Here is a 12,214-nt window from a genome sequence, read left to right on the forward strand (position 1 = left end):
TCCAGGGCCTCCTCACGATCGCGATCGTTGGGTGACGGCGATGCACACGAGCACGGCGGCGGCCGTGAGTGGAGCGGCCGCGGTGAGGTGCTCGCCCAGCAGCAGCACCGACCACACCAGTGTGAGCAGCGGCTGGGCCAACTGCAACTGGCTGGCCTTCGGAATGCCGACGGCCGCCATCCCCCGGTACCAGACCACCAGGCCGAGGAACTGCGAACCCGCCGCCACCCACAGCACGCCGGCCACCCCGTGCGCGTTCCAGACGACCGGCTCGTACGACAGCGCGACCACCGCGGCCGGCCCGGTCAGCGGCAGGCAGCCCACCAGCGCCCAGCCGATGACCTGCCACCCGGGCATGATCCGGGCCAGCCGGCCGCCCTCGGTGTAACCGGCCGCGCACACCACCAGGGCAGCGAACAGGTAGCCGTCGGCCGTCGTCAGCGCTCCGCCGCTCTGGGCGACGGTGAACGCCAGTACGGCCGCCGCGCCCGCCAGGGCCGCCGCCCAGAAGGTGCGGGAGGGGCGGATGCCCATGCGCAGGGCCGAGAAGAGGGCGGTGGTCAGCGGGAGCAGGCCCACCACGACGGCCGCGTGCGAGGTGGTGGAGGTCTCCAGGGCGAGCGTGGTCAGCATCGGGAAGCCGAGCACGACCCCGGCCGCGACGACCGCCAGCCCCGCCCAGTGCCGGCGCTCGGGCAGCCGTACCCGCAGGAAGAGCAGGCAGCCGCCCGCCATGGCCGCCGCGAGCACACTGCGCACCGCCACCAGCGCCCACGGCCCGAAGCCCTCCAGGCCCCAGGCCGTGGCCGGGAAGGTGAGGGAGAAGGCGACGACACCGAGGGCGGCCTGGAGGGTGCCGAACCGTCGGGAGGAGCGGGCGGCCGGGGAAGGGGCCGGGGCGTCGGCCGGTGGCGTGCCGACCGCTATTGAAGTCGGGCTGGTAGCGCTACTCTCTGCTCTCATGCAAGAGCGTAGCAGTGTCGTGGAACTGGCGGAACGGCTGCGGCGGGACCTCGACCGCTACTCGCCAGGTGGAAAGCTCCCGTCGAGCCGGGCCCTTGTCGAGCAGTTCCGGGTGAGTCCGGTGACCGTCTCCCGGGCGCTGGCCCAGCTGGTCGCGGAGGGCCTGGTCGTCACCCGGCCCGGCGCGGGCGCCTTCAAGGCCCCGCCGCGCACCGCGGCCGAGCCCGCCGGGGACACCTCCTGGCAGGAGGTGGCGCTCAGCGCCGACGGCGCCCTCGACGTGGTCCCACGCACCGTCGACGCCTCCGGGGTCACGGTGTGCCTCGCCGCCCCGCCGCCCGGCGTGCTGGAGCTCAGCGGCGGCTACCTGCACGCCACCCTGGAGCCCGAGCGCGCCATGGCGGCGGCGCTGGCGCGGGCCGGCCGCCGCCCCGGCGCCTGGGGCCGGCCGCCGCTCGAAGGCCTCCCCGAACTGCGCGAGTGGTTCGCGCGGGACATCGGCGGCGCGGTCACCGCCGCGGAGGTGCTGGTCGCCTCCGGCGGCCAGTCCGCCCTGGCCACCGCCCTGCGCGCACTCGCCCCGCCCGGCGCCCCGGTCCTGGTCGAGTCGCCCACCTACCCCGGCATGCTCGCCATCGCCCGCGCGGCCGGCCTCCGCCCGGTCCCGGTCCCGGTCGACCCCGACGGCGTGCGCCCCGCGCTCCTCGCCGACGCCTTCAAGGCCACCGGCGCCCGGGTGTTCGTCTGCCAGCCCCTCTTCCAGAACCCGACCGGCGCCGTCCTCGCCCCCGATCGCCGCGCCGAGGTGCTGCGCATCGCCCGCACAGCCGGCGCGTTCGTGATCGAGGACGACTTCGTGCGACGGCTGGTGCACGCGGACGCGGGCCCGCTGCCCCGCCCGCTCGCCGCAGACGACCCCGACGGAGTCGTCGTCCACGTCGGCTCGCTCACCAAGGCCACCTCGCCGAGCTTCCGGGTGGCCGCCCTGGCCGCCCGCGGCCCGGTCCTGGAACGCCTGCGCGCCATCCAGATCGTCGACACCTTCTTCGTCCCCCGCCCGCTCCAGGAGGCCGCCCTCGAACTCGTCGGCTCCCCGGCCTGGCCCCGCCACCTGCGCAACCTGGCCGCCGAGCTGAAGACCCGCCGCGACGCCCTCACCGGCGCCCTCGCCCACCACATCCCCGAACTCGCCCTCCCGTACATCCCCTCCGGCGGCTACCACCTCTGGCCGCGCCTGCCCGACGGCGCCGACGACGCCACCCTGACCGCCGCCGCCCTCCGGGCCGGCGTCTCCATCACCCCGGGCCGCCCGTACTTCAGCGCCGAGGCCCCGGCCGCCCACGTCCGCCTGAGCTTCGCCGCGGTCGCCGGGACGGGGGAGATCCTGGAGGGGGTACGACGGCTGCGCGCCGCGTGCGACGAGGCGCTGCGTCCCAGACCCTGAAAACCGATCGACGCCCGGACGCCCGACCGGCGAGGATCCCCGCATGAGCGACGCACCCGGCCTCCCCGAGGGCTACGAGTTCTCCGCCGACACCGACCGCGTGGACGTCGAGCGCGTCCACCGCTGGCTGTCGACCGATGCCTACTGGGCGACCGGCCGCCCGCTGGACCAGCAGGAGCGCGCGATGGCGGGCTCGCTCAACTTCGGGGTCTACGACACCGTCACCGGGGAGCAGGTGGCGTACGCGCGCGTGGTGACCGACCAGGCGCTGTTCGCCTGGCTCTGCGACGTCTACGTCGACCCGTCGGTGCGCGGCAAGGGCGTCGGCACGGCGATGGTCGGCGCGGTCCGCGAGCACCTGCGGCCGTACGGCGTACGACGCGTGCTGCTGGCCACCCACGACGCCCACGGGGTCTACGAGAAGCTCGGATTCGCCCCGCTCGAACGCCCGGACCAGTGGATGGCGCTCTACTACACGTCGCCCGAGTGACATTCCGGTTGACTTGTCGGACTCCTCCTGACCTTTGAGTAACATTTCCTCCACGTCCGACAACTCACAGCCCAATCGCCCTTGACCTGCGCACATGCGCGTCACACCATCGCCGCATGCCACTTCGGGTCACGTTCGTCGCGGCCGCGCGCAGCTCACCGCTGCTCGCGGAGCGCTTCCAGGACGACCGCCCGCTGGACCAGGCGGGCTGGGACGAGGTGCAGCGCGTCGCCGGTGAGCTCCTGCCTCTCGCGGCGGCCGAGCTGCGCTACTGCTCGCCGACTCCGCGCAGCCGCGCGACCGGCGACGCCCTGGGGTACGCCCCGCTGGTCCAGCTCGCGCTGCGCGACTGCGACATGGGCCGCTGGCGCGGGCTGACGCTCGGCGAGGCGATGGCCAGGGAGCCGGACCAGGTGGACGCCTGGCTCTCCGACCCGCTCGGCGCCCCGCACGGTGGCGAGTCGCTGCTGGCGTTCATCACCCGGGTCGGCGGCTGGCTCGACACCCGCCCCGTGGGCGACGGCGACCGTATCGTCGCCGTCGCCGAGCCCTCGGTGATCCGGGCCGCCCTCGTCTACGTGCTCAAGGCGCCGCCCGCGACCTACTGGAACATCGACGTCCGCCCGCTCTCGACGACCACGGTGACGGGCCGGGGCGGCCGCTGGAACCTGCGTTTCGACCCGGCGTCGGCTCAGACCTCCCGCACGTAGGCGCTCCGCTGGGAGGGCCGAGTGGGGCCGTGGGTCGGGTGCGGCGGCGTTGTGGGCTGGTCGCGCAGTTCCTCCCCCAGCGCCCCTTACGGGGCGCTCTGGCGCACGTAGTCGGTCGTCAGAAGCAGGTCCTTTGCCGGGCCGGCCACTCGCCACACCGTGCGCCAGTGGTCGGCGTCCTGGACGGTGAACTCGCCGCGGTAGAGGTCGGCCACGCAGGGGTGGTCGGCGACGTACCGCCCGGACGTCAGGTCCAGGTCGTGGAAGGGGCGGTCGTCGGCGAAACGCACGTCGGCCGTGCCGGGGCGTGGGCCGGGGAGGAAGCGCAGGGTGCGCTCGGCGGGCCGGGCCACGCCCTGCCAGGTGAACGTGCCCGACTCCTCGTGCAGCAGGCCGCCGCCGTCCAGGGGCAGGAACACCGTGGCCCCCTCGAAGCGGCCCTCGTCGCCGCCCGCCAGGTCCCGCACGGTCCGGTCCACCCGCCACCGGCCGGCCAGATGGGCCAGTACATCCGCCACCGGCCAGAACTCGCCCACGGTCGTCCCTTCGTCGGCCCACAACCCTACGCCGCCCAGGCCCGCGGCCGACGCGCGGAACTCCCGCCCCATTGACGCGCTCATGCCCCTTCCTTATCGGTGCGGGGCCGGCTCGCGGCGGCGCGTGGCGCGGTGAACACCGAGACGTCCACCGCGGTCGCCCCGGTCACGTCCACCTCACCGGGGTCGCCGGCCGGTTCACCTGCACCTTCCCGGCGAACTCGGTCACCTTCCTGGGGATCAGGCGGAAGTAGCGTCCGGCGCGGGCTGCTGTCCGACCGGCAGTAGCCCGCGCTCGGCGAAGACCTTCTTGGCGACCAGGGTGGCGTTGAGCGCCTTGGGGAAACCGCAGTACCCGGCGGAGTGCAGCAGCGCCTCGACGATCTCCCCGGGCGTGAGGCCCACGTTGAGGGCCGCGTTGACGTGCACCTCCAGTTGGGGCTCGCAGCCGCCCAGTGCGGTGAGCATGCCCAGCGTCACCAACTGCCGGTCCCGGGGGAGGAGTTCCGGGCGGGCGTAGATCTCGCCGAAGCCCCAGGCGACGATCTGGTGGCCCAGCTCGGGGCTGACGTCGGCCAGCGAGGCGATGACCCGCTGCCCGACGTCGCCGTCGACCTTCCGCAGGACCTCCAGGCCGTGGGCGAAACGTTCTTCGCGCGTGGTGCTCTCGCTCATGTCAGCTCTTCCGTTCTCCTCGGATCCGGTCACGACCAGAAGAACGCTAGGAGTTGGAGCACGCTCGAGGTCAAGCCCGTTTCCGCGGTCACCCCAGTGCGCGCAGTGCGGCGACCCGTTCGCCCAGGAACGTCCGGGTCCAGTCGGCGTGCTCCCCCGCATAACCCCGGGGGCCGCACTCCACCACCAGGATCAGGCCCAGGTAGAGGCCGTACAGGGCGAGGCGATGGCGCAGTTCGGGGGAGAAGTCGAGGCACCCGCCGGCCGCTCGGTACCCGGCCACCAGGTCGCTCTCCGGGCCGACGTCCCCGCCGAACTCCAGCGAGACCAGTTCGGCGGCCGGGTCGCCCCAGAAGGCGCGCTCGTGGTCGATGAGGCCGGTGATCCGGGGCGCGTCCGCCCGGTCGTCGACGAAGATGTTGCCCGGCCAGAGGTCGAAGTGGACGAGCCTGGGCTCGGTGACCTCGTCGAGCGCCGGGCCGCCCTCGGCCACCAGGCTCCGTATCCCGGCGGCGGGCACCCCGAGGTCGGCCCCCCAGCGGGCCGCGTCCGCCAGCAAGGCCTCCACCATGGCCGTGAACGCGGTGCGCCAGTCGGCGGCGGACAGCTCCGCCCCGGGCGCCGGATAGCCGTAGCGGCCGTCCTCGGAGGTGAGCGTGTGCAGGCGGGCGGTGACGGCGCCCAGTTCGCGGCGCAGCGCCGACGCGGTGGCGGGCGGGAGACGCTCGGCGGCCTTGTCCCAGGGGGTGCCCTCCAGCACCGAGACGGCGAGGAAGTCGTCTGTCCCGTAGAACAGTTCGGGGGTCGGTACCGCTCCCGCGGGCAGGCCGGCCAGACGCCGGTAGACCATGGCCTCGGTGCCCATGATCCCACGTTCGTAGCGGAGCACGGGAGCCTCGGCGGGCGGTGCGAGCTTCACCACGGCCGCGCGTCCGTCGTCGAGGCGGACCCGGTAGGCGGTGTTGAACCAGCCGTCGGTCAGCTCCTCCTCCAGTCGGCAGCCGACGTCCGTCGCCCCGCGGAGGAGGGCGTCGAGTCCGGCGGCGGACAACCGGCGCTTGGTGAGGCTCTGCATGCGGCGACTCGCTCTCGTCCGGCGGGGCGGTGCGTGAGGGGCGCTGGGAGCGCGTGGGAGCGCTCCCGAAGATACGGGATCAGGGTCAGCCGTGACCCCTGCTTCGGATGGTCTCCGCGGCCGCGACGAGCTCGCCGAGAACGGAGCGCACCGCCCTGCGGGCCGTGCGCTCCGGGCGGTGGAGCGCGTCGATGTGACGGTGCGCCTCGATGCCCGCGAGCGGTCTGAGGGTCACGCCCGGGTGCGGGCGGGACGTCCAGCGGGGCATCAGGGCGACGCCGCCGCCCGCGGCGACCACCTCGGCGACCACGGCGATCTCGTTGACGCGGTGCACGATGTCGACTCCGCGCCCGGCCGCGGCCGCGATCGCCTCGACCGTGGCCAGGAGCGGGAAGCCGTCGTGCACGGTGATCCAGGGCTGGTCGGCGACGTCGTGCGCGGTCACGGCGGGTCGCGCGGCCAGGGGGTGGCCGACGGGCAGGGCGATGTCGAGCGGTTCGCGCAGCAGCGGAGTGGCCGTCGCGGTCCGGGGCCAGGGCGGGGCGTGGTCCAGGCGGTGGGCCAGGACAAGGTCGTAGGCGCGGGTCAGCGGCGGGAAGCCGGCCTGGGCCACGTCCTCGTCGTGGAGGGCGAGCCGGGGGGATCCCGGCCCGCTCAGCCGCCGTAGCAGCAAGGGGTAGAAGGCGGCGGCTCCGCTGTGGAAGGCGGCCAGCGACACCGTGCCGTCGGGTTCGTCGACGTACGCGTCGATGGTGTGGCGGGCCCGGGCCAGGGCGGCCTCCACACCGATCGCCGCGTCGGCCAGGGCCTGCCCGGCCGGCGTGAGGACCAGCCGGCGGCCGGCCCGTTCGGTGAGGGGGACCGGGATCGAGCGCTGGAGCAGCCGCAGTTGCTGCGAGATGGCCGAGGGCGTCACCCGCAGCGCCTCGGCGGCCGCCGTGACGCTGCCCAGTTCGCCCAGCTCCCGCAGGACCCGCAGCTGCCGTTCGTCCACGGTGTGAGTGTAGCTCTGCTAAAGGGTTGTTTGAGAAGGTCGTCGTTTACTTCAACATGCAGGTCGTGGATCGTGAACGGCATGCCTACAACCCGTCGTATCGATGTGGTGCTCCTGGCCGTCGCCGTCGTCTGGGGCTCCAGCTACCTGACGGCGAAGACCGCCACGGACGCCCTCCCCGTCCCGACCGTCCTCTTCGTGCGCTACGCCGTCGCCGCGCTCGCGTGCGCGGCGCTACTGTGCCGGCCCGGCGGCCCCGCCGGTTCCCTCACCCGGGACGAGAAGGTCTACGGCGGTCTGCTCGGGCTCACCCAGGCCGCCGTCCTCGTCCTGGAGACGTACGGCGTCGCCCACACCAGCGCCGGGAACGCGGGCCTGATCATCAGCCTCACCCTCGTCCTCACCCCCGTCCTGGACCGGGTCCGTCTGCCGGGCAGGTTCTTCCTCGCCGCCGGGGTGTGCCTGGCCGGTGTCGGGCTGCTCGTCTCCGGCAACGGGCTGCGCGCCCCCGGAGCCGGTGATCTGCTGATGCTCGCGGCGGCCGTGGTCCGCGCCGGGCATGTGGTGCTGGTCGGCCGGGTGACCGCGGGCCGGGCCCTGCGCCCGCTGCAGCTGACCGCCGTGCAGTGCGCCGTCGGTGCCGCCCTGTTCCTTTGGCCCGCGGCCTCCGGACTGCCGGCGCTGGCCCGGACCGGCGCCGCCACCTGGGCCCAGCTCGTCTACCTCGCCCTGTTCTGCGGTCTGTTCGCCTTCCTCGCCCAGACCTGGGCGGTCCAGCACACCTCCGCGACCCGGGCCGGACTCCTGCTGGGCACCGAACCGGTGTGGGCCCTCCTGGTCGGCGCCGTCCTCGGCGGCGAGCGGCTCACCGGGCTCTCCGTCCTCGGAGCCGCACTGATCGTCACGGGGACGTACTGGGGTCAAGCCGTCGAACGGGTACATCGCGGGCTCTCTCCGGCGGCGGCGCGCGACGCGGTTCCGCGCCGTGCGGATGCAGGCGCCACACAGGCAAGTTAACCTGCAAAACATTTTTCGGAAAGCTGCCGTTTCCTTTGAAGTCGTGAATTCTTTCCCGTAGTGCACACGGATTCGGAATTCGCCTTATTACTTCACAGGCATGGCACAACCATCCGGAACCTCTACCCGTCTAAGTCGGCGAAACACCGACCTGCGGGGACTGACGACCCCGTTTTTTATCTGGGGGCCGCACAGAATGAATCGCACCATCCCGGCCGGGCGCGAACAGGGGGCGAAACCGGCAGGGGGCGAGGCGGAACGGGAAACCGGCCCGGGGAAATGGCGGAGAGCCGATCCGAGAGCGACCGCGGCGCTGCTCGCGGCACTTCTCACCACCGTGGCGTTCTGTGCCGCCGACGTGATCGCCCGCAGTTATCCGTTCGGGTCCCGCACCCGCAGCGTCAACGACCTCGGCAACCAGTACGTGCCCTTCCACGCCCACCTGTGGGACCTGCTGCACGGCAGGGCCGACGGCGGCCTCCTGGTCAACTGGCAGTCCGGCTACGGCTCCAGCTTCCTGCCGGACCTCGGCACCTACGTGAGCAGCCCGTTCGCGCTCCTTGTCGCGGTCTTCCCGCGCGACGAGATCGACCTCGCGGTGTACGCGATCACCGTGCTGAAGACGGCGGTCGCCGGTGCCGCCATGGCCTGGCTGCTGATGAGGCTGCGCCGCGGCCGCTGGTGGGCGGCCGGCCTCCTGGGCGCCTCCTACGCCCTGTGCGGCTGGAGCCTCGCGCTCGCCTCCTACAACCCGATGTGGCTCGACGGCCTGATCGCGCTCCCGCTGTTCTGCCTGGTCGGCGAGTGGGCGATGGCCGGCCGGCGCCCGCTGCTCAGTGTGCTGATCGTGGCGCTCGCCTGGATCGCCAACTTCTACACCGCCTACATGGCCACCCTCGGCGCCGCCCTGGTGCTGCTGCTCCGGCTGGTCCTCACCGAACTGCCGTGGCGGCGCGCCCTGGTGGTGGTGGGCCGCGCCGGGGTGACCGTCGGGCTGGGCATCGGCCTGGCCGCGCCGCTGGTGATCGTCGTGTACTCCGGCACCAAGCACGCCTACCCGGGCCGCGAGGGCCACTTCGCCCCGGTCGGCACCGAGGACCTGCTGGCCCGGCTGCTGCCGACGACCTACAGCTACAGCTCCCCGGCCCTCTACGTCGGCATCACCGCCCTGGTGCTCGCTCTCGCCCTGCCCTTCCACCGCAAGGTCCCGGTCCGGGTGCGGGTGGGCTGGACGGTCCTGGTGCTCGCGGTGGCCCTGTCGCTCCAGTGGGCGCCGACCAGCCTGGCCTGGCACGCCTTCGCCGCCCCGAACGGCAGCTCCTACCGGCAGGCCTTCGTACTCTGCGCCCTGCTGGTCATCGCCGCCTGGCACGCGCTGGCCCACGGACTCCCGGACCTGCGGGCACTCGGCTCGGCCGCCGTGCTGCTGGTCCTGATCGCCGCCGCCGCGAGCCGCAGCGCCCTCACCCAGCAGCACAGCCATCACACCTGGCCGGTGGTGCTGCTCGCGGTCGCGGGCGCGCTCGGCGGGCTCGCCCTGCTCGGCCTGCGGAACGGCAGGCCGGTGCTGGCCGGGCTGGCCGTGGCGCTGCTGATCGGCGCGCAGTTCGGCGAGGCCGCCGCCACCTCGGCCGTGGCCACCCGGATGCGGCTCGGCCAGATGGACGACTACGCCCCCTGGGGCGACCGCCAGCAGCAGGAGGCGGACGCGGTCGCGAGCGCCGACAACTGGCCCGCGTACCGCACCGAACCCGGCCGCGACCAGACCGTCGCCAACGACCCCATGATGGTCGGCGGCCAGGGCTCCCAGTACTACAGCAGCCTCACCGCCGACGTCCTCAGCCGCACCCTCACCGCGCTCGGCGACGGCTGGACCTCACGGGGCCGCAGCCTGCAGAGCCTCGACAACCCCGTCACCGACGCGGTGTTCTCGGTCGGCGCCCGGGTGCACAACCCGCCGGACCCGCACCAGAAGTGGCTGCCCCGGGGCGGCGGCCCGTCCACCGTCACCGGCGCGGACGTCCCGCCGCTGGTGACCGTGCGGCCCACCGCCGCGCACTCCACCCCGGCCGCCTTCGGCCCCTCCCCGTACCGCAACCAGGAACTCCTGCTCGGCGCCCGCGTCTACACCCTGCCCCGCACCACCCTCAGCGGTGCGCGCAAGGGCGACGCGGCGCGGGGCCTGCTGGTCGACGGAGCACAGACGATCACCGCCCGGTGCCGGCCCGGGAGTTCGGTCTTCCTGTGGGCACCGCACTACTCCGGCACCGCCCAACTCGCCAGTGGCGGCGAGCAGAAGCTGTTCCGGTCCGACGCCGAGAACACGAAGATCGCCGCGATGCAGCCGCTCGGCACGGTACGCGCTTCGGGGCGGATCCGGATCGACCTCAAGCCCAACCGGCTCAGCCGGGTCCCGGCACAGGGCGCGGTCGGCTGCCTCGACACCGCGCGGCTGCGCACCGCCGTACAGCACCTGAAGTCCACCGGCGCGACCAAGGTGACCGTCTCCGACGGCACCCTGCACGCCCGACTGCCCGCCGGCAGCAGCGGAACCGCCGTGGTGGCCGCCCCGCGGATCGCCGGCTGGCGCTGCTCCGCAGGGGGTGACGAGGTCGCGGCGAGCGAGTTCCACGGCCTGATCGCCGTCCCGCTCGACGCCTCCGCCACCAGCCTGACCTGCACCTTCCACCCGCCCGGCCTGCGCCTGGGCACCGCCGTCGGCGGCGCCTCGCTGCTGACCCTGATCCTCCTCGGCGCCGTCTCGGCCGTACGCCGCAGAACCGCCACCCGCCCCGGTGAGCGCACGACCACCGCTCACTGACCCGTCCCCAGGGGGAAGAGACCCATGCTGATATCGATCGTCGCGCCCTGTTACAACGAGGAAGACGTCATAGAGCGCTTCCACGAACAGGTCCAGAAGATCGCCAACGAACTCCTGCCGCTCGGCCACGACATGGAGTTCGTGTACGTCGACGACGGCAGCCGCGACCGCACCCTGCCGCTCCTCAGCAAGATCGCCGACGGCGACGCACGCGTCCGGTACGTCTCCTTCAGCCGCAACTTCGGCAAGGAGTCGGCGCTGCTGGCCGGTCTGAAGCACGCCACCGGCGACGCCGTCATCGTCATGGACGCCGACCTGCAGCACCCGCCGGAGCTCATCAAGCGCATGGTCGAACTGCGCGGCGAGGGCTACGACCAGGTCATCGCCAAGCGCACCCGGCAGGGGGACCGCGTCACCCGCACCCTCACCGCCCGCCTCTACTACCGGCTCATCAACCGGCTGGTCGACGTCGAACTCGTCGACGGTGTGGGCGACTTCCGGCTGATGTCGCGCCGGGTGGTGGACGCGATCGTGAGCCTCACCGAGTACAACCGGTTCTCCAAGGGCCTGTTCGCCTGGGTCGGCTTCCCCAGCACCACCTTCGAGTACGAGAACGCGGTGCGCGAACACGGCAGCAGCTCCTGGTCGTTCCGCAGCCTGCTCAACTACGGTCTCGACGGGCTGCTCTCCTTCAACAACCGCCCGCTGCGCGCCGCGCTCTACCTGGGCCTGGCCCTGCTGGCCCTCGCCGGCGCGTACACGGCGTGGATCGTGGGCGCCGCGATGATCCACGGTGTCCAGACGCCCGGCTATGTCACCATCATTACAGCCGTCACCGCCCTGGCCGGCGTACAGATGATCATGCTCGGGGTCATCGGCGAGTACACCGGCCGGATCTACTACGAGGTCAAGGGGCGCCCGCACTTCCTGGTGAAGGCGACGAACGTGGACCGAACGGAAGACCGCAGCCGCGGCACGACGAAGGACCTCATCCCCTGATGCCGAACGCCACCCTGTCGACCGCCACCGGCCCCACCCGCCCGATATCCGGGCAGATCATCACCTTCGCCGTGGTGGGCGTCGTGAACACCGCGACGTACTACGGCCTCTACCTGCTTTTTCTGAGCTATTTGCCGTACCTGGCCGCGCATATTCTCGCGTTTTTCCTGAGTATGATCGGCTCGTTTTTTCTCAATGCGAAGTTCACTTACCGGACGCGTCCCACCTGGCGGAAATTCCTGCTGTTCCCGCTGACCAACGCCACGAATTTCGTGCTCACCACGGTGGGGGTGTACGTGATCGTCGACGTGCTGCACGCGGGAAGCAAGTTCGCTCCGCTGATGGCGTCGGCGGCGGCGATTCCGGTCACCTTCGTGGTGTCGCGGTGGGTCATGCTGCCGAAGGTGGAGGCGGCGTAGGCGCGACGCCTTCTGCCAGGGCGAGGCCTCGTCGATCGCGGACCGGATCTCCTCGTCCTCCAGGAACGCAG

At 72.7% G+C, this 12,214-nt stretch carries 12 protein-coding genes; 7 read left to right on the forward strand and 5 right to left on the reverse strand.

Annotated features, from left to right (window positions below; translation table 11 throughout):
- Positions 1–12: 12 nt before the first annotated feature.
- Positions 13–963, reverse strand: coding sequence for a DMT family transporter (locus tag ACFY0P_RS30665; RefSeq protein WP_388920177.1), 951 nt, complete (start codon positions 961–963; stop codon positions 13–15).
- Here ACFY0P_RS30665 and ACFY0P_RS30670 point away from each other — a divergent pair.
- From ACFY0P_RS30670 to ACFY0P_RS30680, 3 genes are all read left to right on the forward strand, one after another.
- A complete protein-coding gene (locus ACFY0P_RS30670; RefSeq protein ID WP_388920180.1) occupies positions 962–2,407 on the forward strand; it encodes a PLP-dependent aminotransferase family protein in 1,446 nt (481 codons plus the stop codon). The two genes, ACFY0P_RS30665 and ACFY0P_RS30670, sit on opposite strands and share 2 nt — an antisense overlap.
- Positions 2,408–2,450: 43 nt before the next feature.
- A complete protein-coding gene (locus ACFY0P_RS30675; RefSeq protein WP_388920183.1) occupies positions 2,451–2,897 on the forward strand; it encodes a GNAT family N-acetyltransferase in 447 nt (148 codons plus the stop codon).
- 116 nt (positions 2,898–3,013) lie between these two features.
- The gene (locus ACFY0P_RS30680; RefSeq protein ID WP_388920186.1) at positions 3,014–3,607 is read left to right on the forward strand and encodes a histidine phosphatase family protein; all 594 of its coding nucleotides are present in this window, start codon (positions 3,014–3,016) and stop codon (positions 3,605–3,607) included.
- 86 nt (positions 3,608–3,693) lie between these two features.
- Here ACFY0P_RS30680 and ACFY0P_RS30685 read toward each other — a convergent pair whose 3' ends face one another.
- The 4 genes from ACFY0P_RS30685 to ACFY0P_RS30700 all read right to left on the reverse strand — a co-directional run bounded on the left by ACFY0P_RS30685 (position 3,694) and on the right by ACFY0P_RS30700 (position 6,887).
- Positions 3,694–4,143, reverse strand: a complete 450-nt coding sequence (locus tag ACFY0P_RS30685) for a DUF6314 family protein (RefSeq protein ID WP_388920851.1) — start codon at positions 4,141–4,143, stop codon at positions 3,694–3,696.
- 240 nt (positions 4,144–4,383) lie between these two features.
- Positions 4,384–4,818 (reverse strand): carboxymuconolactone decarboxylase family protein, encoded by a 435-nt coding sequence (locus tag ACFY0P_RS30690; protein WP_388920189.1) that lies wholly within the window; start codon positions 4,816–4,818, stop codon positions 4,384–4,386.
- 88 nt (positions 4,819–4,906) lie between these two features.
- Positions 4,907–5,893 (reverse strand): phosphotransferase family protein, encoded by a 987-nt coding sequence (locus ACFY0P_RS30695; RefSeq protein WP_388920192.1) that lies wholly within the window; start codon positions 5,891–5,893, stop codon positions 4,907–4,909.
- Positions 5,894–5,978: 85 nt separating this feature from the next.
- Positions 5,979–6,887 carry a LysR family transcriptional regulator gene (locus ACFY0P_RS30700; RefSeq protein WP_388920195.1) on the reverse strand — a complete coding sequence of 303 codons (909 nt, stop codon included), beginning with the start codon at positions 6,885–6,887 and terminating at the stop codon, positions 5,979–5,981.
- Positions 6,888–6,968: 81 nt separating this feature from the next.
- On the opposite strand from ACFY0P_RS30700, the gene ACFY0P_RS30705 reads away from it, so the two are divergent.
- The 4 genes from ACFY0P_RS30705 (at position 6,969) to ACFY0P_RS30720 (ending at position 12,143) form a co-directional block, all read left to right on the forward strand.
- Positions 6,969–7,904 carry a DMT family transporter gene (locus ACFY0P_RS30705; RefSeq protein WP_388920198.1) on the forward strand — a complete coding sequence of 312 codons (936 nt, stop codon included), beginning with the start codon at positions 6,969–6,971 and terminating at the stop codon, positions 7,902–7,904.
- 196 nt (positions 7,905–8,100) lie between these two features.
- Positions 8,101–10,725, forward strand: coding sequence for a YfhO family protein (locus ACFY0P_RS30710; protein WP_388920201.1), 2,625 nt, complete (start codon positions 8,101–8,103; stop codon positions 10,723–10,725).
- A 24-nt stretch (positions 10,726–10,749) separates the two neighbouring features.
- Entirely contained in the window at positions 10,750–11,724 is a 975-nt protein-coding gene (locus ACFY0P_RS30715; protein WP_388920203.1) for a glycosyltransferase family 2 protein, read from the forward strand.
- A complete protein-coding gene (locus ACFY0P_RS30720) occupies positions 11,724–12,143 on the forward strand; it encodes a GtrA family protein (protein ID WP_388920206.1) in 420 nt (139 codons plus the stop codon). Before ACFY0P_RS30715 ends, ACFY0P_RS30720 begins: the two co-directional genes overlap by 1 nt.
- The last annotated feature ends 71 nt before the right edge of the window (positions 12,144–12,214 follow it).

Source organism: Streptomyces sp. NPDC001714, assembly GCF_042892755.1.
GTDB lineage: Bacteria > Actinomycetota > Actinomycetes > Streptomycetales > Streptomycetaceae > Streptomyces.